The 26,221-nt window shown below is 62.2% G+C and carries 27 protein-coding genes and 1 tRNA gene; 11 read left to right on the top strand and 17 right to left on the bottom strand.

The annotated features are described in order from the left end of the window. The first annotated feature begins 199 nt into the window (after nucleotides 1–199). From bamA to lpxB, 6 genes are read left to right on the top strand one after another with little or no spacing between them, the layout of a single operon-like run. Nucleotides 200–2,560: an outer membrane protein assembly factor BamA gene (gene bamA, locus C7449_RS10885; protein ID WP_108002835.1), complete on the top strand. Its 2,361-nt coding sequence runs from the start codon at nucleotides 200–202 to the stop codon at nucleotides 2,558–2,560. 49 nt (nucleotides 2,561–2,609) lie between these two features. Beyond that, complete coding sequence (lpxD, locus tag C7449_RS10880) at nucleotides 2,610–3,674, top strand: UDP-3-O-(3-hydroxymyristoyl)glucosamine N-acyltransferase (RefSeq protein WP_108003188.1); 1,065 nt, start codon at nucleotides 2,610–2,612, stop codon at nucleotides 3,672–3,674. Then, nucleotides 3,671–4,138, top strand: coding sequence for a 3-hydroxyacyl-ACP dehydratase FabZ (fabZ, locus tag C7449_RS10875; protein WP_108002834.1), 468 nt, complete (start codon nucleotides 3,671–3,673; stop codon nucleotides 4,136–4,138). The genes lpxD and fabZ overlap by 4 nt, the downstream gene beginning before the upstream one ends. Next, entirely contained in the window at nucleotides 4,135–4,950 is an 816-nt protein-coding gene (lpxA, locus tag C7449_RS10870) for an acyl-ACP--UDP-N-acetylglucosamine O-acyltransferase (protein WP_170115871.1), read from the top strand. Before fabZ ends, lpxA begins: the two co-directional genes overlap by 4 nt. A 5-nt stretch (nucleotides 4,951–4,955) precedes the next feature. After that, nucleotides 4,956–5,834, top strand: a complete 879-nt coding sequence (locus C7449_RS10865; protein ID WP_108002832.1) for an LpxI family protein — start codon at nucleotides 4,956–4,958, stop codon at nucleotides 5,832–5,834. After that, entirely contained in the window at nucleotides 5,831–7,012 is a 1,182-nt protein-coding gene (lpxB, locus tag C7449_RS10860; RefSeq protein ID WP_108002831.1) for a lipid-A-disaccharide synthase, read from the top strand. The genes C7449_RS10865 and lpxB overlap by 4 nt, the downstream gene beginning before the upstream one ends. 73 nt (nucleotides 7,013–7,085) lie before the next feature. Here the strand turns inward: lpxB and gltA are convergent, their stop codons facing one another. Then, complete coding sequence (gene gltA, locus C7449_RS10855) at nucleotides 7,086–8,375, bottom strand: citrate synthase (protein WP_108003187.1); 1,290 nt, start codon at nucleotides 8,373–8,375, stop codon at nucleotides 7,086–7,088. A gap of 295 nt (nucleotides 8,376–8,670) precedes the next feature. On the opposite strand from gltA, the gene C7449_RS10850 reads away from it, so the two are divergent. Beyond that, nucleotides 8,671–11,205, top strand: a complete 2,535-nt coding sequence (locus tag C7449_RS10850) for a ComEC/Rec2 family competence protein (RefSeq protein WP_245414357.1) — start codon at nucleotides 8,671–8,673, stop codon at nucleotides 11,203–11,205. Here C7449_RS10850 and lexA read toward each other — a convergent pair. Beyond that, on the bottom strand, nucleotides 11,186–11,902 hold the full coding sequence (lexA, locus tag C7449_RS10845; protein WP_108002829.1) for a transcriptional repressor LexA: 717 nt from the start codon (nucleotides 11,900–11,902) through the stop codon (nucleotides 11,186–11,188). The two genes, C7449_RS10850 and lexA, sit on opposite strands and share 20 nt — an antisense overlap. A 220-nt stretch (nucleotides 11,903–12,122) precedes the next feature. Between lexA and C7449_RS10840 the strand changes: the two genes are divergently transcribed. Continuing rightward, nucleotides 12,123–12,212 (top strand) — tRNA-Ser (locus tag C7449_RS10840). Between the two features lie 405 nt (nucleotides 12,213–12,617). Here the strand turns inward: C7449_RS10840 and C7449_RS10835 are convergent. The 3 genes from C7449_RS10835 to C7449_RS10825 all read right to left on the bottom strand — a co-directional run bounded on the left by C7449_RS10835 (nucleotide 12,618) and on the right by C7449_RS10825 (nucleotide 14,550). Beyond that, nucleotides 12,618–13,724, bottom strand: coding sequence for a hypothetical protein (locus C7449_RS10835; protein WP_108002828.1), 1,107 nt, complete (start codon nucleotides 13,722–13,724; stop codon nucleotides 12,618–12,620). Nucleotides 13,725–13,843: 119 nt separating this feature from the next. Further along, on the bottom strand, nucleotides 13,844–14,239 hold the full coding sequence (locus C7449_RS10830) for a hypothetical protein (protein WP_108002827.1): 396 nt from the start codon (nucleotides 14,237–14,239) through the stop codon (nucleotides 13,844–13,846). Next, nucleotides 14,236–14,550 carry a hypothetical protein gene (locus C7449_RS10825; RefSeq protein ID WP_210204720.1) on the bottom strand — a complete coding sequence of 105 codons (315 nt, stop codon included), beginning with the start codon at nucleotides 14,548–14,550 and terminating at the stop codon, nucleotides 14,236–14,238. Before C7449_RS10825 ends, C7449_RS10830 begins: the two co-directional genes overlap by 4 nt. 33 nt (nucleotides 14,551–14,583) lie before the next feature. On the opposite strand from C7449_RS10825, the gene pglZ reads away from it, so the two are divergent. Further along, entirely contained in the window at nucleotides 14,584–15,855 is a 1,272-nt protein-coding gene (pglZ, locus tag C7449_RS10820; RefSeq protein ID WP_210204719.1) for a BREX-3 system phosphatase PglZ, read from the top strand. Here pglZ and C7449_RS10810 read toward each other — a convergent pair. The 12 genes from C7449_RS10810 to C7449_RS10755 form a co-directional block, all read right to left on the bottom strand. After that, nucleotides 15,824–17,839, bottom strand: coding sequence for a DEAD/DEAH box helicase (locus tag C7449_RS10810; protein ID WP_245414356.1), 2,016 nt, complete (start codon nucleotides 17,837–17,839; stop codon nucleotides 15,824–15,826). The genes pglZ and C7449_RS10810 overlap by 32 nt on opposite strands. After that, nucleotides 17,784–18,038: a DUF6079 family protein gene (locus tag C7449_RS10805; RefSeq protein WP_245414355.1), complete on the bottom strand. Its 255-nt coding sequence runs from the start codon at nucleotides 18,036–18,038 to the stop codon at nucleotides 17,784–17,786. The genes C7449_RS10810 and C7449_RS10805 overlap by 56 nt, the downstream gene beginning before the upstream one ends. Before the next feature lie 14 nt (nucleotides 18,039–18,052). Then, nucleotides 18,053–18,511 (bottom strand): BREX-3 system P-loop-containing protein BrxF, encoded by a 459-nt coding sequence (gene brxF, locus C7449_RS10800; RefSeq protein ID WP_108002826.1) that lies wholly within the window; start codon nucleotides 18,509–18,511, stop codon nucleotides 18,053–18,055. 1 nt (nucleotide 18,512) lies between these two features. Then, nucleotides 18,513–19,403: a WYL domain-containing protein gene (locus C7449_RS10795; protein WP_170115860.1), complete on the bottom strand. Its 891-nt coding sequence runs from the start codon at nucleotides 19,401–19,403 to the stop codon at nucleotides 18,513–18,515. Between the two features lie 174 nt (nucleotides 19,404–19,577). Continuing rightward, nucleotides 19,578–19,778, bottom strand: coding sequence for a helix-turn-helix transcriptional regulator (locus C7449_RS10790; protein WP_245414354.1), 201 nt, complete (start codon nucleotides 19,776–19,778; stop codon nucleotides 19,578–19,580). A 366-nt stretch (nucleotides 19,779–20,144) separates the two neighbouring features. Next, complete coding sequence (locus C7449_RS10785) at nucleotides 20,145–20,516, bottom strand: hypothetical protein (protein WP_108002823.1); 372 nt, start codon at nucleotides 20,514–20,516, stop codon at nucleotides 20,145–20,147. Nucleotides 20,517–20,918: 402 nt separating this feature from the next. Next, nucleotides 20,919–21,461 (bottom strand): DUF4376 domain-containing protein, encoded by a 543-nt coding sequence (locus tag C7449_RS10780; RefSeq protein WP_108002822.1) that lies wholly within the window; start codon nucleotides 21,459–21,461, stop codon nucleotides 20,919–20,921. Beyond that, complete coding sequence (locus C7449_RS10775) at nucleotides 21,461–22,249, bottom strand: hypothetical protein (RefSeq protein ID WP_146165067.1); 789 nt, start codon at nucleotides 22,247–22,249, stop codon at nucleotides 21,461–21,463. Before C7449_RS10775 ends, C7449_RS10780 begins: the two co-directional genes overlap by 1 nt. A 191-nt stretch (nucleotides 22,250–22,440) precedes the next feature. Next, nucleotides 22,441–22,863 (bottom strand): capsid cement protein, encoded by a 423-nt coding sequence (locus C7449_RS10770; RefSeq protein WP_108002820.1) that lies wholly within the window; start codon nucleotides 22,861–22,863, stop codon nucleotides 22,441–22,443. A gap of 14 nt (nucleotides 22,864–22,877) precedes the next feature. Then, entirely contained in the window at nucleotides 22,878–23,069 is a 192-nt protein-coding gene (locus C7449_RS10765) for a hypothetical protein (protein WP_108002819.1), read from the bottom strand. 53 nt (nucleotides 23,070–23,122) lie between these two features. Further along, entirely contained in the window at nucleotides 23,123–23,824 is a 702-nt protein-coding gene (locus C7449_RS10760; RefSeq protein ID WP_108002818.1) for a hypothetical protein, read from the bottom strand. Further along, complete coding sequence (locus C7449_RS10755) at nucleotides 23,754–24,209, bottom strand: hypothetical protein (protein ID WP_108002817.1); 456 nt, start codon at nucleotides 24,207–24,209, stop codon at nucleotides 23,754–23,756. Before C7449_RS10755 ends, C7449_RS10760 begins: the two co-directional genes overlap by 71 nt. Nucleotides 24,210–24,687: 478 nt before the next feature. Here C7449_RS10755 and C7449_RS10750 point away from each other — a divergent pair, with 478 nt between their 5' ends. Further along, nucleotides 24,688–25,185: a hypothetical protein gene (locus C7449_RS10750; protein ID WP_108002816.1), complete on the top strand. Its 498-nt coding sequence runs from the start codon at nucleotides 24,688–24,690 to the stop codon at nucleotides 25,183–25,185. A 424-nt stretch (nucleotides 25,186–25,609) separates the two neighbouring features. Then, on the top strand, nucleotides 25,610–25,900 hold the full coding sequence (locus tag C7449_RS10745) for an HdeA/HdeB family chaperone (RefSeq protein WP_108002815.1): 291 nt from the start codon (nucleotides 25,610–25,612) through the stop codon (nucleotides 25,898–25,900). Nucleotides 25,901–26,221 lie beyond the last annotated feature (321 nt).

Genomic DNA, 26,221 nt, shown 5'->3' with positions numbered 1-26,221 from the left:
GTGACACGGAGGGGTAGGCGCTAAGGTGCTGTTTACCGTAAATGAAAGCTTTTAGTGGCCGAAGGGCCACGGTGCGATTCGAAGTAAACAGAATTTAACGGCCGCGCTTGCTTGTATGGCAGAAGCGGTTACAAACGGCAGCGTTGCCGGAATCGGGTTCTGCTCTCCGCGAGACATTGAAACAAAGGTAAGTTGTGAAATGAAAGCTGGTTCAAGATTTTTGAACGCGGTGTCCGCCGTCGCCCTTTCAACGAGCATGGTGGTGGCTGGTGGAGCAGCCGTCTCGCTCGTTACCGTGAGCGCAGCAGAAGCCGCCGTAATCCAGCGCGTCGAAGTCCGCGGCGCAAATCGCGTCAGCCCCGAAACGGTGCGTGCAAACCTCACGATCCAGCCCGGCAAGAGCTTCAGCAATACCGATATCGATGCCTCGGTGCGCCGCCTGTTTGCCACCGGCTATTTTTCCGATGTGCGCATCAGCGTGTCCGGCAGCACGCTCGTCGTCGTCGTCGACGAGAACCGCTTGATCAACCAGGTCGTTTTCAACGGTAACCGCAAGATCAAGGACGACAAGCTTGCGGCCATCGTGCGCTCCCAGTCGCTCGGTCCGTATAGCGAAACCACGATCGAGGCCGACATCCAGGCGATCAAGGAAGCCTACGCCGCGATCGGCCGCAGCGATGCGACCGTCACGACGCAGACCTATGACGTCGGCAATGGTCGCGTGAACCTCGCTTTCGTCATCAATGAAGGCGATCGCACCAAGATCTCCCAGGTCAACTTCGTCGGCAACAACGCCTACAGCGACGGCCGGCTCCGCTCGGTCATCAACACCAAGAAGTCCGGCCCGCTCTCGTTCCTGACCCGCAAGGACGTCTATGACGAGATGAAGATGCGCGCCGACGAAGAGGCGCTGCGCCAGTTCTACTTCAATCGCGGCTATGCGGACTTCCGGATCGTGTCGTCGGATGCCGTTCTCGACGAGACCACCAACGAGTACACCCTGACGTTCACGGTCGAAGAAGGCGAACGCTACAAGTTCGGCGACATCACCGTCGAATCGACCGTCGAGGGCATCAATGCCGAGGAGCTCAAGGGGCTTATCAAGTCCCGTGCTGGCGAGGTATACCGCGCCAACGACGTTCAGGATTCGATGTCCGATATCTCGAAGGTGGTGGCTGCCCAGGGATATCCGTTCGCCCGTGTCACCCCGCGCGGCAACCGCGACTTTGCCAACCACACGATTGCCGTCGACTATCTGGTCGACCAGGGCGAGCGGGCCTATGTCGAGCGCATCGAAATCCGCGGCAACACCCGCACGCGCGATTACGTCATCCGCCGCGAGTTCGACATCAGCGAGGGCGATGCCTTCAACCAGGAAGTCATCAGCAGCGCCAAGCGCCGCCTTGAGGCGCTGGGCTTCTTCTCCACCGTAAACATCACCACGGCACCGGGCACTGCTTCGGACCGCGTCATCCTGATCGTTGACGTGCAGGACCAGTCCACCGGCACGTTCGGCGTGGGCGCCGGCTACACCACCGGCAGCGACGGCGGCTTCAAGCTCGAGGCCTCCATCGAGGAGAGGAACTTCCTCGGGCGTGGCCAGTACATCCGGATTGCGGCCGGCGGCGGGAGCGATTCGCGCAACTACAGCCTGTCGTTCACCGAGCCGTATTTCCTCGGCTATCGACTGGCGGCCGGTTTCGACATCTTCCGCAACGAGGATGACTCGGAGGATTTCTACAACGTCGACTCGCAAGGCGTCACGCTGCGGGTGACGGCGCCGATCACCGAGGCGCTGTCCACGACGTTGCGCTACAATTACGCCAAGTATGACTACAGCACGAGCGTCGATCAGACCGCCGATCTCGCCAAGCCGCCGTCTGAGCGCAAGATCTCGCAGCCCTACTGGGACGCGATCAACGGCAGCCCCTGGGTGCGTTCTTCGATTTCCCAGTCGATGACCTACGACACGCTTGACGACCGCAAGCTGCCGCGTGATGGCATCTATGCGACCTTCACGCAGGAATTCGCGGGTCTCGGCGGCGATTCCGACTTCTACAAGATCTACGGCAAGGCGCGTTACTTCCGCACCTTGATGGAAGACGCCGACATCATCGGCAGCCTGACTGCCGGTGCCGGATACATGCTGCCGACCAGCGGCGACCTGCATGTTTTCGACCAGTTCCAGCTCAACGCCAACGACCTGCGTGGCTTCGAGAGCGGCGGCATCGGGCCGCGGATGACCAACGGCGACCAGATCGGCGGCACGACCTACTTCACCGTTTCTGCCGAGACGTCGTTCCCGTTGCCGTTCGTGCCGCGTGACGCGGGCTTCCGTGGCGCCCTGTTTGCCGATGCGGGCACGCTTTATGGAAACAAGGTCGACCTGAGCGGTAGCCCCGTGAACGGCACGAGCATGGAGTGGCGCGCGTCGCTCGGCGCAAGCCTGATCTGGTCGTCGCCGTTCGGACCGCTGCGCGTCGACTACGCGATCCCGGTCCTGAAGGAAGACTTTGACCAGGAGCAGCGGTTCAAGTTCGGTATCTCGTCGAACTTCTGATCCCGGCAGTCCAGAACTGCGAAGAACAACCGTTCTGGAGTCCATGCTGATGGAGCAAAACTGGTTCTTTCCGCCGCATGACGGCATCCGCCTGGGAGACCTAGCGGAGCGTCTCGGGGCCGAACTGCTCGACGGTTCGGCCGCCTCGCGGCTCATTCGCAACGTTTCGCCGGTCTACCGGGCGAAGGACGGCGACATCTGCTACATGCTTTCGCGGAAGAGCAGAGCAGACCTCGACACCTGTCGCGCGACGGCCATCCTGTGCGACAAGGCGATCGCCGCCATCGTTCCGCCGCACATCGCCGTGTTGCAGACGTCGCGGGCCCATATGGCCTTCGCGCTTGCCGGGGAGATCCTGCAGCCGTCTGCCATGCGCCCGGCGCTGACGACCTCCGAGTTGTCCGGCATTTCCCCGCTGGCCTATGTCGATCCGACCGCGCGCCTGGAGGCGGGGGTGGTGATCGAACCGACCGCTGTGATCGGTGCCAATGTCGAGATCGGCGAAGGCACCCGCATCGGTCCGGGTGTCGTGCTCGGGCAGGGGGTAAAGATCGGGCGCGACTGCACCATATCCGCTGGTGCCAAGGTCCAGTGTGCGCTGCTCGGCAACCGTGTGATCCTGCACCCCGGCGCCTGCATCGGCCAGGACGGCTTCGGATACGGGCCGAGCCCGAAGGGCGGGATGATCAAGATTGTCCAGGTCGGCCGCGTCATCATCCAGGACGACGTCGAGATCGGCGCAAACACCACGATCGATCGCGGCACGATGGACGATACGGTGATCGGCGAGGGCACCAAGATCGACAACCAGGTCCAGATTGGCCATAACGTCCGCATCGGCCGCCACTGCGGCATCGTCAGCAAGGTTGGCATCGCGGGAAGCACGACCGTCGGCGACGGCGTGATGATCGGCGGGGCGGCTGGCCTCAACGGCCACATCACCATCGGAGACGGCGTTCAGATCGCCGCGATGAGCGGCGTTGTGGCGGACATTCCGGCAGGCGAACGGTACGGCGGCATCCCTGCACGTCCCATGCGCGACTTCCTGCGCGACGTTGCAGAAATAACGATGCGCGGGACCAACAAGAACAGCAAAAGGGGTGACAAGGAATGAGCGAGGAAACCAGGCAGGTCTTGGGCATTGCGGAACTGAAGGAAATCCTGACGCTTCTGCCACATCGCTATCCTTTCCTGCTGGTCGACAAGATCGTCGATATCGATGGCGACAACTCCGCCGTCGGTATCAAGAACGTCACCGTCAATGAGCCCCAGTTCACCGGCCACTTCCCCGATCAGCCGATCATGCCGGGCGTTCTGCTGATCGAGGGCATGGCTCAGACGGCGGGGGCGATCTGCGCCCGCAAGACCGGCTCCGGTTCCAACCTCGTCTACTTCATGACGATCGACAACGCCCGCTTCCGAAAGCCGGTGGTGCCGGGCGACCGGGTCGAGTACCACGTCGTCAAGCAGAAGCAGCGCGGCAATATCTGGAAGTTTCACTGCGATGCAAAAGTTGATGGGCAACTTGTCGCCGAAGCTGATATCGGCGCCATGATCGTGAAAAAGGAAGACGCCTGAATATGATTGCAGCCAGTGCCAGGATCCATCCGCTATCCGTCATCGAAGACGGGGCGGTGATCGGGGAGAATGTCGTTATCGGCCCCTTCTGCCATGTGGGGCCGAAAGTCGTTTTAGGGGATGATGTCGAACTGCTTAGCCATGTGGTGGTCACCGGCCGCACCACGGTGGGCCGTGGGACGCGCATTTTCCCATCGGCGGTGATCGGCGGCGATCCGCAGAGCATCCATCATGGCGGCGAGGAGACGACGCTCACTATCGGCGAGCGCAACACGATTCGCGAAGGCGTCACGATGAACACCGGTACGACCGACGGCGGCGGCAAGACGGTCGTCGGGGACGGCAACCTGTTCCTTGCCTATTCGCACATCGCCCACGACTGCATCGTCGGCAACAATGTGATCCTGTCGAACAACGTCATGCTGGCGGGACATGTGACGCTCGAGGACCGCGCCATTCTCGGCGGCGGTTCGGCGGTCCATCAGTTCACCCGCGTCGGCCGACAGGCCTTTGTCGGCGGCCTTTCCGCCGTTTCCTATGACGTCATTCCCTACGGCATGCTGAACGGCAACCCGGGCATCCTCGGCGGCCTGAACGTGGTCGGCATGTCGCGCGCCGGCATGGACAAGCCGACGATTCATCGGGTCCGCCGCGCCTACAAGCAGATTTTCGAGGGCGAAGGCTCGATCCGGTCGAATGCTGCAGCAATCCGCGGCGAGTACCTGGATTGCGCCCCGGTGATGCACATTCTCGATTTCATCGCCAGCGACAGCGACCGCGCGCTCTCCTCGCCGAACCGCAACAAGGGCTGACCCGCATGGCGAGCGGCCGGCCTGACAACGGGAAGCGGCTGGCCATCATCGCCGGCAGCGGACTACTGCCGTTCCATGTGGCGCAGGCGGCCCGCAGCCATGGGGAAAACCCCTACATTCTGGCGCTGACCGATGAGGCCGATCAGGACTGGTCGGCGTTCGACCATATCCGTATCGGCGTCGGGGATTATGCCGCCATGAGCCGGGCCTTCGAACGCGAGGGTATCGACCGCGCCGTGCTATCGGGTGCTGTCCGACGCAGGCCTGAGTGGCGCGACATTCGCCCGACGCTGCGCACGCTGCTGGGGCTCCCCGCGGTGGTGCGCACGCTGTTGATGGGCGGTGACGATGCCGTGCTTAGAATGGTGATCCGGCTGATCGAGGCGAACGGCGTGCGCGTCGTCGGAGCCGATGAGATCGCCCCGGAGCTCTTGGCGACCGAAGGGGTGATCGGCAAGGTGACCCCGGATGCGGAAGCGATGCAGGATATCGCGGCCGGTTGCGCCGCTGCCCTTGCTCTCGGCTCTCTCGATGTGGGGCAGGGCGCCGTCGCAGTTGGTGGGCGGGTGATCGCGCTGGAAGGGGCCGAAGGGACCGACCAGATGCTCGAGCGTGTCGCCGAGCTGCGCCGCCAGGGGCGGATTTCCAGCCGACGCAAGGGCGTTCTGGTGAAACTGTGCAAGCCCGGTCAGGACAGCCGCGCCGATCTGCCCGCCATCGGTGTCGACACGGTGCACTGGGCCCAGGCTGCCGGACTGGCGGGTATCGCCAGCGAGGCAGGGCGGTCGCTGGTCCTCGATCGCCGTCGGATGGTGGAAGAGGCCGATCGCGCCGGATTGTTCATTACCGGCATCCTGCCGCGCAGATCGGAGGGATACCGATGAGCCGTCCACTCAAGCTTGCCCTGGTCGCCGGCGAAGTGTCCGGCGATCTTCTGGGCGCTGATCTGGTCGCTGCGCTGCGTCCCCGGCTGCCGGACGGCATCGTCCTGGTCGGCGTCGGCGGCGAGGCGCTGCAGGCGCAGGGGCTTGCCTCGCTGTTCGATTATTCCGAACTGTCGATCATGGGCTTCTCGCAGGTGCTGGCGAAGCTGCCTAAGCTCGTCGCCCGCATCCGGCAGACGGCGGCTGCAATCGTCGCAGCCAGGCCGGACCTCCTCGTGATTATCGACAGCCCGGATTTCACCCATCGCGTCGCCCGCGCCGTCCGGCAGCATCTGCCCGATCTGCCGATCGTGAACTATGTCTGCCCGAGCGTCTGGGCCTGGAAGGAAGAGCGCGCGCCGCGCATGCGCAGCTATGTCGATCATGTGCTTGCTGTGTTGCCGTTCGAGCCGGAGGTGATGGAACGCCTGCAGGGACCGCCGACCACCTATGTCGGGCACAGGCTGGCGAGCGATCCGCACGTCGCCTCGGTCCGCGACGCCCAGATCGCCAGGCCGGCGCCCCAGCTCGGGACGGCGACGGCGCGCACCTGCCTGTTGTTGCCGGGGTCCCGTCGGGGTGAGATCACGCGGCTCTTGCCGGTCTACCGAGAGGTCGTGGACGAGCTATGCGCCGGCAACGTCCCGTTCTCGTTCCGGCTTCCCACGGTGCCGCGACAGGAGAACCTGGTCCGACAGATGGTTGCGGACTGGCCCGTCGTGCCGGAGGTGACGGTCTCTCCGAACGACAAGTGGCGCGCCTTCCAGGCCGCGGACGTCGCGATCGCGGCATCCGGGACCGTGCTGCTGGAACTAGGGCTGGCGCGGGTGCCGGTGGTCTCCTGCTACAAGCTCGACTGGATCGCCCGGCTGATGACCCGGAAGATCAGGACCTGGACCGCCGCGCTGCCGAACCTGATCGCGGACTATGCCGTGATCCCTGAATATCTCAACGAGGTGGTCCGCCCGGGGAGCCTGGCCAGATGGGCGGTGCGCCTGTCCCACGACACGATCCAGCGGCGGGCGATGCTGGAGGGATTTGATCTCGTCCACGCCCGCATGCAGGACGAACGCGCCCCCGGCGACAAGGCGGCCGGTGTCATCGTCGATCTCCTGGAAAGAAAAAAGCCCGGCATCTGACCGGGCTTCTTCTTGTTCTCCTGAACGTCTCCCGAAAACCGCTCTTCGGGTCCTTCGGGAGACGCTTGCCGATTCAGCGCTTGGAAACGGGAACGTAGTCGCGTTTCGGCTCGCCGATGTAGAGCTGACGCGGACGGCCGATGCGCTGTTCCGGATCTTCGATCATTTCGTTCCACTGGGCGATCCAGCCGACCGTGCGCGCAAGAGCGAACAGCACGGTGAACATGGTGGTAGGGAAGCCCAGCGCCTTGAGAGTGATACCGGAGTAGAAGTCGATGTTGGGGTACAGCTTCTTCTCGATGAAGTATTCGTCGGTCAGCGCGATGCGCTCCAGTTCCATTGCCACTTCCAGCATCGGATCGTCCTTGACGCCGAGCTCGCCGAGAACCTCGTGCGTCGTCTTCTGCATGATGCGGGCGCGCGGATCGTAGTTCTTGTAGACGCGGTGGCCGAAGCCCATCAGACGGAACGGATCGTTCTTGTCCTTGGCGCGGGCGACATATTCCGGAATGCGATCGGGCGTGCCGATCTCGGCCAGCATGTTGAGCGCTGCTTCGTTGGCGCCGCCATGTGCCGGCCCCCACAGGCACGCGATGCCGGCCGCGATGCAGGCGAACGGATTGGCGCCGGACGAGCCGGCCAGGCGCACCGTCGACGTCGAGGCGTTCTGCTCATGGTCGGCGTGCAGGATGAAGATGCGGTCCATGGCACGCGCCAGTACCGGATTGACGACATATTCCTCGCAAGGAACCGCAAAGCACATGCGCAGGAAGTTCGAGGCGTAGTCGAGGTCGTTCTTCGGATAAACGAAGGGTTGGCCGATGTGGTACTTGTAGGCCATGGCCGCGATCGTCGGCATCTTGGCGATCATTCGCAGCGAGGCGACCATGCGCTGGTGCGGATCGGTGATGTCGGTCGAGTCGTGATAGAACGCCGACAGCGCGCCGACGCAGCCGCACATCACCGCCATCGGGTGCGCGTCGCGACGGAAGCCGGTGAAGAAGCGCGACATCTGCTCGTGCACCATCGTGTGGTGCGTGACGCGATAGTCGAAATCGTCCTTCTGGGCCTTGGTCGGCAGCTCGCCATAGAGAAGCAGGTAGCAGACCTCGAGGAAGTCGCCGTGTTCGGCGAGCTGCTCGATCGGATAGCCGCGGTGCAGCAGGACACCCTCGTCGCCATCGATGTAGGTGATCCTGGATTCGCACGAAGCCGTCGAGGTGAAGCCAGGGTCATAGGTGAAAGTGCCGGTCTGCTTGTAGAGGGTCCCGATGTCGATCACCGACGGACCGATCGATCCGGTTCGCAAGGGCAATTCCACCTTCTTGTCACCAACCGTGACATCCGCGCTTTTTCCCGTCATGACGATCTCCATTGTCCGTATGGTGGCACAGCTGTGCCGTATCGTGCCGCTTTGCTGCCCTTCCGCGACGCCCCGCCAAGCCCAGACGAGAGCCACATTGTGCGATGCAAAATCCGGCGACCCGGCTTGGCAATATCTACTCTTCAACGGCAGTTGCAAGCAACCTATGGGCGAGTAAAAACAAATGTGGAGGGGGCATTCTTTCTCCGGCAGGAGAAGGCCCTTCACCGCCTTGTGATTGAATTCGGTAATCACAAGTTGCAGTATGCGTGGATCGGCGGCCGGGGACATCGCCATGGAGGAGGGGAGCGCCACCAAACTCGACAGTCCCGCCCTGCGTGTGGAGCGCGCAACGGGGGCGGCTGCGGGCTCACCCCCCGTGCGCCGGCCGATGCTCGGCACGTTTGCGGCTGGCGTTAAAGGGCTGGTCCGCGTGCGGCCCGGCGCCCGCTCAAGTGTATCGGCCGCTTGGCAGAGCGAACGCGATCACGGCATCGGACTTCTTTTCGTGCCGGTCTTCATGGGGTGTGGCAGTTGGGCGTGGTTCGAACTGGACCGCGAACCATCGCTGCTGGCGCTGATGGCGGTTGTGCTGGTCAGCGGCGGTGGCGCCTGGGTCTGGCGGCATCGGCGGGACTTGCCGGGCTACACGACGCGCGCCGTGTTCCTGTTCGTTCTCGGCATGGTGCTGGCAGCATTCGAAAGCCACAGGCTTTCGACGCTCATGCTCGATCGCCCGGTGACCACCACGATCGATGGGCGCGTGTTGAGCCGCGAAGCCGACGATCGGGGCCGGATACGATACAGGATCGAGGTGCGTTCGACGCTCGACCCTGCGTTGCGACGGCCACCTGAAACGGTGAACCTGCTTGCGCGCGGCGACCATGCACCGATTGCGATCGGCGAGGGGATCACCGGGCGGGCCCGTCTGAATCCGCCATCGGGGCCGGCGCTGCCGGGGCTCAATGACTTCGCCTTCGATGCCTATGTCGCTGGCACCGGCGCGATCGGGTTCTTTTACGGCGCGCCGACGAGGCGGGAACTGGATGACGCCGGTGCGGGCCAGGCTTGGCCGGCCGTGGTTGCAAGGATTATTGCCGGCTGGCGTGCCGCGCTCACCGAGCACATCCGCGCCCGAATCGGCGGCGACGCCGGTGCTATCGCCGCGGCCCTCATAACCGGCGAACAGCGCGGCATAAGTCCCGGCACGATGGAGGCGCTCCGGCAGGCGGGCCTCGCGCACATTCTGGCGATCTCCGGCCTGAACATGGTGCTCGCCGCCGGAACCCTTCTCGTCGGTGCGCGTCTTCTCCTATCGATCGTGCCGGGTGTCGCCGAACGCTTTCCCGTCAAGAAAATCGCCGCAGTCGGCGGCCTGATCACGGTCACGCTGTATATCCTGATCTCCGGCGGCGCGGTCTCGGCGATCCGATCCTGGCTGATGATCGTCGTGATGCTGATCGCCGTCCTGTTCGACCGTGCGGCCATCAGCAGGCGCAATATCGCCTTGTCGGCGATCGTCATCCTGGCAGTCACCCCCTCGACCGTGACCGGCCCTGGCTTCCAGATGTCCTACGCTGCCACGTTGGGACTTGTCGCCGGCTACGCGATCTGGCGCGACAGGCCGGTTTCGCGACGACCCGCCGCAATCGGCGGCCGGCGGCTCTTCGGCGCTTTTTCCAGCTTCCTCGGCGGCCTGCTTCTTTCATCATTGATCGGCGGCGTGGCGACGCTCGTCTACTCGATCGGGCATTTTCACCGAATTCCGGCCTATGGCCTTGCCGGCAACCTGCTGGCGATGCCGATCATCTCCATCCTCGTCATGCCGATGGCCGTCATCGCGATGCTGCTGATGCCGCTCGGCCTCGACGGCCTGCCGCTGGCTGTCATGGGGCGGGCGATCAGCTGGATGATCGAAATGGCCACCTGGGTGTCGGGCTGGGGCGGGGAGGTGACGACCGGACGGCTGCCGCCAATCGCCTTTGCGTTCATTGCGGTGGGCGGCGGGCTCGCCTGCCTGTTTCGCACACGCCTCGCGCTGATTGCCCTGCTGCCAATCGTCGGCGGGGCGGCGCTCTCCTATCTCGCCCAGCCGGCGACATCACCGCAGCTGCTCATCTCCGAAGACGGCCGCTTCGTCGCCATGCTCGCAGACGGGCAGGCCGCCAGCAACCGCACCCGGCCGCCCGATTTCCTCTACGACCAATGGCGGCGTGCGCTGCGGGTCGACGTGCACCGGCCGCCGGTATTCCTCGAAGCAAACGACGACCGACGCGTCCGGAAGGCGCCAGCGGCTGAAACCAGCGAGTCCCAGTCCGACACACCGCAGCGTCGAATCCAATTGTCGCGCACGGGAGAACCGAGGCCTCCAACCGGCGCCCCGGCGGCATCGCTGGCCTTCACTGCGCAGGAACCTGGCGAACTCCAAGCCGCCTTGTCGGCATCGGCCGGGGAAAAGCGCTTCGTCTGCCGTCGCAAACAATGGTGCGCGGCGGTCACATCGGCGGGCTGGCGCGTCGTCACACTCGATGACCCGGCTTATCTGGGGATCGCCTGCGACAGCGCCGACTTCGTCGTTGCGCCGCAGTTCATCAACCGAAATTCCTGCCGCTCGGGTGCGAGACTGATCACGGCCGCCACCCTGCGCCGCACCGGAGCGCTGGAGATCGCGCCAGGAAAGGCAGACGGACCACCGGATGGGACCGGCTACAGAATCACCAAGGCTGTCGACACGCTGGACCGGCCATGGGCGCGCCATCGGCTCTACGACTGGCGCACCGACAGCTTCGCCGATCCACAGTTCCCGGAAATCATTGATAACGCCGAATGAGGCCAACCAGCTTGCCCTGCACCTTGACCCGGTCGGGGCCGAAGATGCGGGTCTCATAGGCCGGGTTGGCCGCCTCCAGCGCGATCGAGGCGCCCTTGCGCCTAAAGCGCTTCAGCGTCGCCTCCTCGTCGTCGACCAGGGCGACGACGATGTCGCCGGGGTTGGCGGTATTGCCGTTGCGGATGATCACCGTGTCGCCGTCCAGAATGCCGGCCTCGATCATCGAATCACCCTTAACTTCCAGCGCATAGTGTTCACCGCTGCCCAGGATCTCCATGGGTACGGAAATGTCGTGGGTGTTGTTCTGGATGGCCGAGATGGGCACACCGGCGGCGATGCGGCCCATCACGGGAACGTTCACCGAGCCGTCGGCCCCGGAGGCGGCCCGGGTCGCTGCGGCGGGGGCAGGGGTGGGCTTGCCGAGGCTGCCCTCGATCACAGAAGGCGAGAAACCGCGCCGCCCCTTGAGGCTCGGCGAATAGGCCTCCGGCAGCTTGATGACCTCGAGCGCACGGGCCCGGTTCGGCAGACGGCGAATGAAGCCGCGTTCCTCGAGTGCCGTTATGAGACGGTGGATGCCGGATTTCGACGCCAGGTCGAGCGCGTCCTTCATCTCGTCAAAGGAGGGCGGAATGCCGGTCTCCTTCATCCGTTCATGGATGAATAGAAGCAGTTCCTGTTGCTTGCGGGTCAGCATGGCGCGCCATCCAGAATCGTGAAACAAATCCAGAACGGACACTATCTGTTCCACATGTGTTCCGCAAGTGGATAATATTTGCGAACGATCGGGAGTGACGGGCGGTGCAGTGCACTATTTGAGAGACCAACGCAGCCCGCTGTCGTGTTGACGCCAGGTCGCGAACAGCTATAAAGCGCCGACGGGCTGGTCGCGCAATTCCGACCGGTTTCGGCGTTATGGAAGAGTGTCCGAGTGGTTTAAGGAACCGGTCTTGAAAACCGGCGTGCGGGCAACCGTACCGTGGGTTCGAATCCCACCTCTTCCGCCATTATCTTGTAGCGAACCCGAGATGAGGCTCCCGTTGGGGGCCTTTTCCTTTTTGTTTCGAAGGCGTTTAGCGGAGACGCCCGAACCTCGGAGACTGGCCCCGCGCCGAATTTCTGTCTCTGAACAGCCCTCCGTCTCTAACCGACCGAACCTCGTCCGGCCCGGTTCGGCTTCGTGAACGCCAGCGTTTCCAACGGGTTTCGCAGTTCGCTCGACAATGCATTCAGCGGGCGTTCTTCCGGTTGGCGTGGCCGCCGGGGAACACGCGGTAGGCGTTTTGAGGCGAAAGGCCACGCAACGGACCACTTGCCGATACTGGGGATCGCAGTGGCAGACGTGGCCTGATCGCGACTACACGGATCACCTTCGATCTACAAAGCCATGCCTCGCCCGCCCAACCCGGTGCTCAAGGTGCCACCAGCTCGTTCAGCCATTCGCTGAGAAGGATTTTCGACTCCAGAAACATTTCGCAGAAGGCGAAAACCGATACAAAGGGTATCCCCTCAATGCGAAGAAGGTGCGTTCGAAACGTAGCGTCCTGCACTTTGCCATGCTGAAGGCTCTGCCCAAAACGTTTCTGCCGGTCTTCTCCGGCGTATACGTTGATAGCCAAATCGAGGTGCTGCATCTCAACCTCACCGAGAGGCGTGAACGCCGGATCGTGGGTGTCGAGATGAATACAGCGTCCGACCATCAGTCCATTCGGATCGTCGGCCCTGGGCAGTTCCTCTATCAGCATCGAGAGATAGTTGTCCTCGCGGCGCTGAACGTGGACTTCCAGCCGGCGCAGATGTCGAACATGATAGTCCCAATATTCGGCATGTCCTTCTGAAACTGGCCGGTTCTGAAGCTCGTAGGCGGCAAAGTCCTTCATCCCCTTGCGAAGGCTGAAATCAGGCAGCCATCGCGGGTTTGCGGGTACTAATGTGGCTTCAGTCAGCAACTGAACTGGTTGGTCGCCGAAGTAGGCATTGGCGTCGAGCCGAACATAGGTTGGCGCCGAAGGCCACTGCTTCTGTACCCAGTTGACAATGCCTGGACTGAGGAACGGACAGAGCTTTGTGAAGCCGTTTCCAGCTTGATAAACCTCGCTTCCTGACACAGATCGGACCGCCCCCAGATCAATGAGTTCATAGTCCTGGCTACCGCCTTTCTTGCGACGGATGCGCTCGAACAGCGACGGCACATTCTGAAAGAGCAGCTGTGTCTGGCTATAGGGCTCACATTGCGCCCGCAGTCTCAGGCGAGTGGCCTCGTGCTGCACATCGAACGTCATTGCGAAGCTGGCGAGACGTGCTCGACGTAACCGGCCTGCGAAAAAGCCGATCGCCAGATAACAGCTGAGATCATTCTCTTCTTCGCCGGAAAGAAGGGTTTCCCTGAATTGTACAGACGGATTGACAATCGAGGCGTACCGGCCTGGACTTTCTATCATTTCATGAATGGCAGCATTGGCCTCGTTGGCGAAGGTAGCCAGCTTTCTGACATTAGCGAAGAAGGTATCGATGTCCAAGACTACGGGCCTCCTGAGCGCCGACCCAAACTCTCTGTTGCTTGTCCGCGCGACCCAAACAGAGCAAAGCGAACCTGCTGCGATCGTACCCCCGAAAGCATGATGGCACCTAAGCTGCTTTAATCCAACGATGATCCGGTAACGAGTTCCATCTGCTCCGCCCACGGCCGTTCGGCAACCGCAACGAGGTCGTTCAGCGAAAGCGCCGGCGGCACGCGCCTGATGACGAGGTGATCGAGCACCTCGGGCGACAGATAGGCGAGCCGCATCATTCGGCTGACGAACCGGTCGGAGACCTTCTCGGCCGCAGCGATGTCCTGGATCGTGGAAGCGGCGCCCGTTTCCAGTTGCCGCCGCCAGCTCCAGGCGCGGGCAATGGCGCGCAGCACATGAGGGTCTTGCGACCGGCCGTCCCGGACTGTCACCTCGTCGGGCGGGAGGATCTTCGTCCGCCCATTGCGTTTGCGGATCGTCAGGGGGATGACGACGCGGATGGTGTTCGTCGAGTCGGTCATGCGTGGGCCTCCGTCTGGCGGGTGGCCATCATGTCCCGCAGGACCGAGCCCAGCCCCTCATGGCGCAGATCGACGGCGATGCCGTCTTCGCCGACGGTCACCCGTTCGACCAGCAGCTGGACGATGCGGGTCTGCTCCGCCGGATAGAGCGCCGCCCAGAGCTGATCGAACTCGCCAAGCGCCTGGACGACCGCCTTCTCATCGACGGTCGAGCTCTCGTCGCGAAGAGCCTTTATGGTTCGCGCCGCGACTTCGGGTGCGCGGATCATGCGGCGGATTTCGCCGACGACGGCATCCTCGACCATGTCCACAGCGAACGCACCTCGGACGACCCCGCAGAGGTATTGCCGGAGGTTTCAGTACCTTTTGAGCATCCCGACGTCAGGGTCATCGTCGATACGATGTTCCTCGAAGGGGCTCTTCAGCCTGTCCAGGCGCATGGCTCTCCGACTGACTTGCCGGAGTGGGTCAAGGTGGGGCTGGTTGAGGATCCCCATGCGCTCGGTAACCTTGTATCCGAAGGTGTAAGGAGGATTGCCGCTGACCTACCTGATGCCAACGCGACGCATCGCGACTGGGTCGAACTGGCCCGCCGGCTCGGCGAAGTCATCTCGCGCTTCAATAGTCTCAGCACAGAGATCGCCGAGCCGATCCAGCAGCAACTTTGCAAGCTGCAGCGCGACGCTGACGAGCGGTTGAGGGGCTGGCTAGTTCAGCATTACGCGGATCTGCCCTCCCTCCCGGCGGCGAAAGGGCCAGTGATGGTTCATCACGTGCCGCGATACCTGGCGCTGCGCCGAAATGTAGTCGAGGAACGGGTGGCGCTCCTTGTGTTCGACGGCTTGGCACTGGATCAGTGGTTCCAAATCCGAGAGCACCTGGCGGCTCGTCTACCTGGCTTTTCAGCGGAAGAAGGTGGGTGCTTCGCATGGCTGCCCACCCTCACTTCCGTCTCACGACAAGCTCTTTTTTCAGGTCTAAAGCCCCGTGAGTTCTCGAACTCGATCGAAACTACATCGCAGGAGCCGTCTCTCTGGGCACGCTTCTGGCAGGAGAACGGCCTTCGCAAGCCAGAGATCGTTTATCAGAAAGGCCTGAAGCGGACGGAGCAGCTGGCTGAGCTGGAGGATGCCATCTCCAAGCCGGCAACAAGGGTTGCCGGCATAGTCGTCGATATGGTCGATGAAATCGTTCACGGGGCGATGCTTGGAAAGCGAGGTATCGCCGGGCAAATCAATACGTGGTGTGAAACTGGTTTCGTCGAGAAGCTGTTCTTGCTCCTCACAGAGCAAGGGTATCAAATCTACCTCACCGCGGACCACGGCAATGTCGACGCAGAAGGCATTGGCCGTCTCAGCCAAGGTGTCGTGTCAGAGCTGAGAGGCGAAAGGGTTCGTACCTATCGCAGTGAACCGCTGGCAGCATCTGTGCCGTCGGAAATCGATGCGTTTAGGTTCAATAGTTCTGGACTACCGCCAGACTTCTTGCCGGTATACGCCGGCACGCGGGGAGCCTTCGTTCCAAAGGGAGATCAAATCGTCGCGCACGGGGGGATTTCCGTTGAGGAACTCATCGTTCCCTTCATCAAGATAAACATAAAAAGACCAGCATCATGAACTCCTCGTCGCCGCAAATAGGTTTCGACCGCTTCATCCAACTGGACTGGGCTTTGCTTGCCCTCCGCATTCGAGCTGGTAGGAGCACTCTCGATGACCTCGACGAGGTTCTAGCGTCATCACACTCCGGACCAGCAGCGAAGAAAAAGACCAGGACGGTACTCAACCGCCTTTGGCTGGAGCCCCGTGCGGACCTTGTCGACTTTGCCGACCGCGGAGTTGAAATCTTCTGCGATGCGCCCGAGACAACGGTGCCAGCACTGACATCGTAGGCGTACTTGGCGCGTTCGCGCTCTTCCTGGATAAGGGCCCTGTGCTCCTCCACCATCTCCGCGAAGATGCGTTCGCCTTGGGTGAGAGCGGCATTCTTAGCGCGGTCAAAGCAGCCGTTTGCATCTGCGGCGGCGACAGCTCCGACACTCTCGACCCGTTCCGTCAGAAGAAGATCCCAGATCCGCTTTGCTGTCGGCAGGAAGGCTCGCCCTTCGTCGTTCACGAAGACGGACAGGAAGCGCCGTCGGCTGAAATCATCGGCAGACAGGCTAATCTCCCACAGCGACCATACGCCCCGGACACTCTCCGGAAGGCCGGCAATCCGGACGGTAGGAAGCGGTTGACCCGAAACGCAGCGCGGCAGATCGCTGATCACTGCCCGAGCCCGGGGATCTTCAAGCGTTACCCATTCCACATCGGGCCGCTCCTCGGCCGTCCTCGCGTCGAAGCAGACCTTGGCCGACTCGCTGCCGTCCACCCAACGCACCCGCCAAACATCGGCTTCCCTAACGGCATCCCCGCCGCGCGCGGGCAGTCCGGTCGTGATTGCCCGTTCCAGCCAGAACTGCGCCGGGTGGTCTCTCCATTTGCGGGCATCGTCTGCATCAAGCTGATGCCCATCCGACAAGAGCTCGCTGCTCTTGCGGCTTTCGGCGATGGTCGACCTAAGCTGCGACACAACCGCGTCGCATTCGCTTTCGATGGCGTCTGGGTTCTTAAGCCCTTGGACGAAGAGCTCATCGAACAGCGGTTCTGCTTCGACCGAGTCCATTACGTCGGCGGCTTTGTCCACGCCGAACTCTTCGGCGATGACCGCGAGCTTCGTTTCCAGAACCTCGCGCACGCGATGCTCGACCGTGTCCTCTAGGACGAAGTTGATCGCGCGCACGACGTGCGGCTGCCCGATACGGTCGACGCGGCCGATGCGCTGTTCGACTCGCATAGGGTTCCACGGCATGTCGAAGTTCACGATGACGTGGCAGAACTGGAGGTTCAAACCCTCGCCACCAGCGTCTGTCGAGATCAGAATGCGAATATCTCGGGAGAATGATTGCTGCGCCCGAGTGCGAGCTTCGAGATCCATGCTACCGTTCAAAGTGGCGACCGAGAAGCCACGGCTTTCGAGGAAGTCCGCAAGCATTGCCTGCGTGGGCACGAACTCGGTGAAGACCAGCACCTTCAGCTCAGGATCATTCTCCTCCTGCTGAAGCTTGTAGATCAGCTCCAGGAGCGCCTCAGCCTTGGCGTCCGTCCCCTGCGCCTCGGTGGCGCGGGCCAGGTCGAGCAGCGTGTCCACCTCGGCCTTTTCCATCTCCCAGCCCTTGGTCTGGATGGCGAGATCCACCTGGGTCTGCCCGTCCAGCTCAGCCCACTCGTCAACGTCGGCTGTCTCGAACAAGGACGGTTGAAGCTGCGGCTGGTCCAGCAAAGCTTGGCGTTTTTCGAGGGTGGCCCGAATGGCGGCAGTGCTGGATGTGACGAGCCGTTGCATCAGGATCATCAGGAATCCGATGTGCCGCTGCTTCGCGGCCATGGCCTGGTTGTAGCCGTGGCGGACATAGTCCGTGACGGCCTCGTAGAGCTTCTGCTGGCTCGCGTGGCGGTCCTGCCATGCCACCGGATGGAGGCGGGTCATGCGCGGTTTGAAGAGCGGCTTACCCTCGGCATCGATCGCGACGCGCTTCTCCGTGCGCACGACGAAGGGGCGCAACCAGCACGCCCTTGTGGTCTACAGCCTCGTCGAACGAGAGCTGGGGGATCATTTGCTTGGCGATCCGCTCGGCCATGTCGTCGGAAATGACGTAGGTCGAAACAAGCTTCTTGGCCTCATCCGGACGATTGGCGTCCAGAAGCTGAATGACCGACTCGATCGGTTCAAACTGAATGAGATCGCCATAATGCATCGGCATCCCGAGTTCCCCCTTCAATGAATTTTGAACGGGACCAGGCCGTCGATGCCGTAGTCCTGATGTTCTGGATGTCCTGTCGTGGCATAGGAAAGCCGGCCTTCCTGCAGCTCTCCTGGCCACACTGCAACGACGCGACGTGCGTGAGCATGCCGCTTCAGTAGATCTAGCGGGCTGAGTTGAAGTGTCCGATCGAACAGGAGTTCGATGTTATCAAGGAGCAAGAGCCCCTGACTGGCACATCCATCCGCGAGCTCTTTCAGTCGATCAGCCGCCTGTAGGTGTCTTCGGGTGCCAGGCACCGTGAGCAGTTCACGACCGAGGGCAGCGCCAACGCTCAAGACGCGCGCCTGCCGCCGCTCGGCCAACTTCCCAAGGAGATTGCTTTTCCCTGATCGTGGCGGCCCGATCAGCAGGATCAGCTTGCTGTTCAGGCCCGCGATATCCTCGACCAGTTGATCCAGCTTCTCGATCATCTCAGCCCTCCATCCGAGACCCGGCGGATCTGGCCTGAGTCTTGATGCTGAGCTCGGCCGCGTTAAGCAGCACGATTTGCTGGTCTTGGGGGCGCCGCGCTGTGGGGTCGGTGTCCAGCCCCAGCCGCTTGAGCGCGTAATAGACAAGCGCCTTGCGCACGGGAATCTTGGCCCGTCCGCCTCGCATCCCGTAATCGAGGGCAATGACTTTCTGCTGCGTGTCGGACAGCTCTGGGTGCGGTCCGATCTCCAATGTCACCTGCTCGTTCCAGTCCGCGTCGCCATCGGCATCTACCTCGCTCGATTTGGTGCCGCGGGTCTCGATGATCCGCGAGAGCAGGAAATCCTTGAAGCTCTGATCGGTGAGACAGAAGGCCCGTGTGTGCCAGCGGAAACCGTCGAACCCGATCGCGTGTGGCGCAATCCAGAGCCAGCGCGGCTCCGGCCGGGACAGCGACTGATACTTGACCTCGATCGCCTCTGATCGCCGGATTGCGGCGACCACTGACCGCAGGGTCTTTGCATTGACTCCCCGCACGGGGGTCGGTGCGGCGTCGTAGGCAGGGAACTGGCCAATCCAGGCGTCCGCGCGGTCGAGGATGCCATCGGCGACGGAACGCAGCTGAGAAAGGTAACGGCTGGCATCCGGCTTCAAAAACAGGGGACCGAACTCGCTGCCTCTGATGTAGGTCCGGGCGCTCTTGTCGTAGACCATGTTGTCCGGAGCCATTCCGATGTAGCGGTTCAGGTCGGTGGACGCCTGGTTCACCGACACACCGAACGCATCCATCAAATCGCCCCGATTCACATGCCCCTCCCAAAACAGGCGGAACTCGATGAATTCGAGCCGACGCTCGACGCCCCACCGAAGATCAGCCTTCTCTGTTCCCACCATGCACTCCCAGTGACATGATCCGTCCTGAAACTAGGCGCACCCAGTTTCTAGATTTTCGATCAAGCTATCTGAGAAGCTGTGCGGCTTCAACCGAAATTGGTAGGGTCTGCAAGCAAGGGAGAGGGCGGAATGGCGGCTGCGCCTCGGCCAACCGCCATCTCGGCGCTATGGTCAGACGCCCGCTTGCTGAGCCTGGCCAGGGTCGGAGGTGCTGGAGCGGACAATCGACTGCTCGTATTCCTCGACATCGGATAGGCGATAGACCACCCGGCCGCCCACCTTGAGGAACTTCGGCCCTTCACCGGTCCAACGCCACCGCTCAAGTGTGCGATGGCTGATCCCCCAGCGCACGGCCAGTTCAAGTTGGTTCATGCATGTTGCCTTCATTTTCGTGTCCTTTCGTCCTGGCAAGTTGGAATGCGACACGACGAAGGCGTGGCCGGAAAACACTATCAAGGTAATACTGGCGGGAGCCACAAAACCGAAGGCTTGCCGCGTCTCGTCTTGAAAAGAGAAGTTCCTCGAAAGTGAAGATTCACCTACGAATACGAAGGCGTGCTAGCGCGATGTGGGGCATACTTCGAGCGAGTTTGTCGAAGAGTCCTTTCCCTCCGCCAATGCTCTGCAGATCAACGCGCTGACCCGCCCTTGGCCGCGCCCAATCTGTGCGCCGGTGGCTGTAGCTTGTCGCGCGAAATCGGAATTTTGACACACGCAACTGGAAAAACCGTTTTTTGATCAGTCCGGCTGTAGCGGCTTCTTCGGGGCTTCATTGCTGTTCTGGATGAGGCATTTCTGAAAGCGCAGCCAGAACCTCTTTATTTCACCGACAGGCGGCTTCCGTTCCTCGCCAAATCGCCGCTCGATATCCGCGACGACCTCTCGCGCAGTCATTAAGCCTCGCCGCACAGCAATGAATATTGCAACTTCCGCGTCATGGGCGAAGAGGCCAAGGCTATTGTCCTCATTCAGAACCCCGCATGCCTTCCACGCCTCCAGACATAGCCGATCCTCACGAAGGTCGAGATACTCGGCATGGGGGATCGTTACCGTCGCCTCATCGCATACCATGCTTCTTTGAGGCAGGCTTGAAGGTGCTTCGAGGGGCATTTAAATCTCCATGAATGGGCGTTTGAGACCCTGCCTCTATGCCTCGTCCGAAGCCTCTTCACGAAGCTTGTTCCAGTACCTGTAAGCTGCACTCTGGGATGGCGTCCTGGGCGCTCCAAATCGTCGCCTACAACGCCGCAGCAGGTGCTCCATGCTTTCCAGGCCAAAGTTCTGAGCCAGAATACCGCAACCTCGGGATTGCGTTCGATGCGTGAGCGAAGGGGCGATAGCAACTGTCCGTGACTGACGGTTCGTTCCGCCAATTGACGTTTCAGGTCGAGCAGCTCGGCATAGCAGCTCAAGGGGATCGTCACCAAGTCCACGCCTGAGACGGTGCGATGTCGAATCCCTTTTGAGCGCTCTTATCGGTCATTCAAACCTATCCGAGATCCTTGACGTTGATCATGCGACTATCCACGGCGCCGTAACGTCTGCGAAGGCCGCATCGATCTGGGCAGTGGTGGTAATATTCCCCGTGCCGATGGCGGCCAGCACGTCGGCACGACGGTCAAAGGTGCGCTGCACCCACTCGCCGATGGCTTCCGCGAACGCGATCGCCTGCGAGGCGGTCAGCGTCACGGTGCCGATCGCACTGTCGAAGTGGAACGCGCGCCCACTGTCGCGCTCGGCCAGCGCGACCATGCCGTTGATGAGCGACAGGCTGCCGTCATCGAGCCGCACCGGCACGCCGTTGATAGTGGTGCCGTCCCCGCGCGTCCGCCAGGACAGGTCGCGGGCATAGGCGGTGAGATCGATGGGCTCCGGCTCCGGCTCCGGACTGGGCTCCGGCTTCGGCGGATCGATGACCGCAAAGCCGCCGTTGATGGTGACGAGCTTGCCAGCCAGCATACCCTCGATGCCGTCCTGATATTGCTGTTCCGTGATCTCGATCGCGTTGGTGCGGACATCGCGGGACACCCCGCCTCCGAATGCGTATGCGGTCATCACAGGACCCTCATGTAATAGGTGACGCCTAGGTTCTTCGGGCGGGTTTCGGTTGCTGTGCGCGCGGCTTTGGAAAGGTCGAAGTTGATCGCTCGGTCACCGGCATTGCTGCCGCCCCCAGCGCCGTTCGAGATAGGGTCAAACGTGGTGTGGAATGGCCCCGTTCCGGCGGCAATGCGGACGCCAGATCCCATGACGAGGGTACCGGTTATGTTCTGCATCGCGTCTCCCTCAGCGACCCCAGCGCTGCCAGCTCTGAGGAACCGGCGCGAGGTGTTGACGAGGTCGATCGTTCGGCCGTTGATCGTACTTCCTGCCAGGTTGATGACGGCGCTGGCCTCTACCAGCGGAGCAGTCCCGGTGACGGTCTCGCCTGTAAGCAGGCCCTCGTTGTAGCCGCCGGCGCCCGTCAGCCCGGCTGTAAGCCGGACGTACCGATAGGCCTTGTCCTTCGGTGGAGCGGCGACACCGGCCAGATTGTCGAGCAGCGGGATCGGGACGCCGATGGGCTGCGTAGACCAGCCATCAGTGATGCCGAAGGTGATGGCGCCGGTGGCAGTATCGAGGGTGTAGAGCAGCCGGTCGCTCGTGCCGTCGTAGCAATAGTACTTGTGTTGGCCGACCGTTGCAGTGTCCAGCCAGACCGTCCCGGCCACAGCATAGGACGGCCGAGATGCACCAGAATGCGCGCTCAGCAGCGCCATGAGGCTGTCGTCCATTCGGGCGGCCATCGCGGCCGGCGTGCACGGACCAGATAGCGGAACGCCAAATTTCGTTGCTTGGCTCATTGCAGGACTCCATATCGCTTTCGCGACCTAGTCGAGTGTTCGGGAGATCGCCGCACCCCGCGGCATTCTTGAAGGTGGGCAGACGGCAATACCGTCCTCAAAGAAAGCCCGGAGGCCGCTAAAGTCGTGGCCTCCGGGCTTGGCAGGCAATGGTGAACCCCGGCCTTGCCTGCCTTCTCTGCGACGAACCTTCAGCGCCGCAAGAGAACTTCAACAAATGCGCCGGCTGCGCTGGACGGTTCCAGCGCATCGGCAAAGACAAATTCCGGCAGCTCGCCCCCGGTCAACACGGTGTTGCCATTGGCAGCGGTCGACGTGACGGGCGTGGCACCGGCTGCGATCGCCAGCTTGCCGGTTGACGCGACCGCCCGTCCCTGGGTATCGACGACGAGGCTCGCGCCGATCGCAAACGCGCCGCCGGTTTCAATAACGGCAGTACCGGCAACGGTGGCATCGCTGTGCTCACCATCGGCCGCAGGGCGCGGCGCGACGCCGAGCACCTTCTGACCGGCGACGCTCGCCTGCGCGCCGTTTAAGCCGACAGCGCGGCGCTGTGAGACCGCGCCGGACGCGCGGTAGGTAAGGCTGAGAGTGGGGATGCTCTGCTGTCCCATAGGATGCTCCGGGTTCAGGTGCGCGTTACGCGCGTTTCGGCATAGCGGGCGGCTTCCGCATAGGTGCCGCCGTGCTGGTTCATATGCTGGCGAGCGATCCGATCGATCTCGGCAGAACGATAGTCGACCGTGTAACCTTCCGGGGAAGCGAAACTCTCTCCCTCCTCCGAGTACTCGCCAGCGGCGGCAAGCTCTCGCGTGTCCACTGGCTGCGGAAGCTTTGCGAGGAAATCAAGGAACCACTCGGCCTGGCTGAATGTCAGGCTGTCGCCGTCGTCACCCTCGGAGAACTCGAAGCTTTGGGATTTGCCAAGGCTTTCGGCAAAGGCCAGCGTTCCGGCAGAAGACCGATCGGCAACCGCCCTTCCTTCTGGATTCTCCGAAACGTGTCCTCGATTTCACGGCGGCGATATTGCCGCTCGCGCGCCGTGATGCTGTGCTCGCGCAGGGCAATCATATCCTCCTCGGCAAAGAGCAGCGCTTCGCCCTCCGAGAACTGGACCGCGCTAAGCCCCTTCACGGCCGGCGGCTCCGCTCCGAGGAACCCGACGTGCCGCAGATATGGCGCGCCCGGCTTCGGGTTGTTCGCGGCGTTGGCCGGATAGAAGGCGGCAGAGACCTTCTTGTAAGCGCCTTGCTGCACGAGCTCCGAGAACTCGGCATTGACCTGCCGGGGAATCGCGTGCAGGCCGTCCGACTTGGCAATAACCCTTTCGATCCAGCCATAGGCCGGAGCATCCGTCTTCGGATGGCCGACAACAATAGGCGCTTCGTGCGTACGCGGATCGTAGGACGCGGCGATGGCGTCCAGGTCGCGTTCGGTGAAGGTCAGCGTTTGGCCGCTGCTGCTGGTGTGCCGGCCGGCGCGGAAGGATGGATGCTCTGCATGCCTATTCCTCCGCAGCCGGGTTGATGAACAGATAGCCGGCCGACATGCCCGCAAGCACCGGCGCGCGCTCATAGGTCACGCCGTAGATCCAGCTCTTGACGTTCTCCTCCCAATAGGGCTGCTCCACAAAGGGATGTGCCTTCATGGTATCGGTGTAGCCGAAGCTCGGCTCCTCGACGCCACCGGGGTTCTTCGGCGCATAGGCGAGGACGGCATAGTTGCCCCAGACGTTCGCAAACTCGCCTTTGTCGTTGGCGACCATCGCCTGACCTTCAACAACCTCGTCCAGTTCGAACAGCTTGGCCAGCAGGTCGGCGGTGATCAGGTCGACGTTGCGGAAGCGGCTGGCGATGAAGTCGTTGTTCTTCAGCGCCGAATAGGCGAACGGCCCGAGAATGAGCTTGTTGGGATAGATGCCGCAGGAATTGCGGATGCGCTGCCGGCCTGCAGCGCACATCGATCCACTTCGCCTTGCAGGCGGTGGACACACGGCTTGAGTGCGATGTGTTCCGCGCAGCCTACCAGCGGATGGCGGCTGCTGCGCTGAGGTTCTACCAGACGAAAGTTGAGAGGCCCGCAGCTTGAACGCGGGCATAGACCCCTATGGACGGGTCGCAGCGATTTTGAAGCCCTTTTAAAGCTCGTAGGCGCGTTTTTAGGGCTTGCCGCGACTGGCGGAGCATCCGCGCCCCGAAATCGCTTCCTTGTGTTTCTGGCGAGGTCGGGCATAATTCGAGGCCAGGGCGCGACACGGTGATATTCTCGCTGCCGTAGGACCGCCTTCGGGCGGGATCGCTATGTAGGGTTCCTGCGAGGCCCTACCGCCCTTCCAAGCTCTTTCGGATCAATCGAAGAGCAACCGGATATCCTGAAATTCCGGCACCCCTCCAAACACCCACAACGGTTTGCGACTGTTTCGACGCAGCCGCAAACCTATGCTGTCATCCATGAAAATCACATGGACCGACCGCAATGGAAACGAGATTACAGGGCGCATTGACGCGGCACTTTGGCCGTACGTCAAGGCGCTCGGCGTGGACAAAGCAGCCCGCTTCTTTATCCGCTTCGGCGGCAGCTACATCTACATTGGCCGCAAGCGCGCTAACGGTACCAGCGAAGTGGCGGCGGTGCTTGGCCCCGTCGCATCCCAGCAGCTAATCGAAAGCGGTGTCGGCCCCGGCAGTGTGCGTGTTCCGCTCGCCAACGGATTTCCTGCCCGATACCTGCGGTCGCGTGGGCGTACCGTGAACCAGATTTGCCGCGCTGTCCGCTGCACGGACGTGCAGGTGCGCGGCCTGCTCAAAGCAGACCATGCCCGCCGCGATGCCAGCATCCGCATGGAGGCGAAACGGCGGGAGACCTACCTCGCTGATGCCGAGTTGCTGGCATCGCTTCCCCAAGCTCTTACCCAACCACAAGGACCCCAGCCATGACAATGAACGCAGCGCGCGCACGCGTCGTCGATTCCGTCCTCAGCAACCACGTCCGCGGCTATCGCCAGGCCGCCCATCTCGGACCGATCTGCTCTTCCCTGCCGTCTCTCTCTGTCAAACAACAGTGGCTACGCGACCGACACGTCCTTGCAGGGCTCCTCCCCCCAGCAGTTGCTTATTGAGGGCTCCGGGCGAGCAGATCGGTCCGAGAGGGGCGGCCAATTGAGAACGCATCACATCTATCGCGTGGCGTGAATTTTTCAGAGCGTCTGCAATAGTGCTGTGCTATTATTATTAGAGATTGCGAAACTTAGAACTGGAGCGGTATCCGGTTGTTCAGCGTTGCAGTCTTTCCAGAGAAAATCCCGAATAAATGCAACCACTTGCCCCCGATGAGGGGCGCGTTCCCTTTAGGAGACGGACTATGAAACGCCTCTTTTCGATCGCACTAGCCGTTGCAGGTATCGCCATGGCCGGGCAGGGACTGGCGAAGGAAATAGACATGTCGAAGATCACCTGCAAAGAGGTCAGCGAAATGCCCGCCGCTCGGACGCTCGGCGTCGCCATGTGGATGAGCGGCTATGCTCACGGCAAGGCCAATAACCCGATGGTGGACAGTGAGAAAGCGCATGCCAACGCGGAGAAGATCGTCGCGCACTGCAAGAGCAATCCCTCGACCACACTAACCGACGCAGTCCAGGCGATGGGCCATTAACAGCTGAGGCCGAGCCCGCCACCATGTGGCAGCCCCGAGACGGGCTCGGCTGTCCTTCCTCGGTCCCACGCAAGCCCATAAGACCGCCCACAAAAGACGGGTCGTGCCCAGCAGCCCGTGCGGACACGATCGTCGGCGCCGTCATGCCGATGGGGCATCCGGCCCCCTCAAATTCACGATCCATAAACCATAACCCCAGAAATCGCGCCGCCACCGGGCTGGAAGCGCATGTCTACTCCGATTTTCGCCATTTTGCCGTCCTGATTAACAAACTGTTTTCGGGCGGCCGGTAGGGTCGGGGATGCGGTGGCAAAGCGCCTC

Origin of the sequence: Mycoplana dimorpha, assembly GCF_003046475.1 — a bacterium.
Taxonomy (GTDB): domain Bacteria; phylum Pseudomonadota; class Alphaproteobacteria; order Rhizobiales; family Rhizobiaceae; genus Mycoplana; species Mycoplana dimorpha.
The sequence above is the reverse complement of the archived record's forward strand: the minus strand, read 5'-3'. Positions and strand labels throughout refer to the sequence as shown.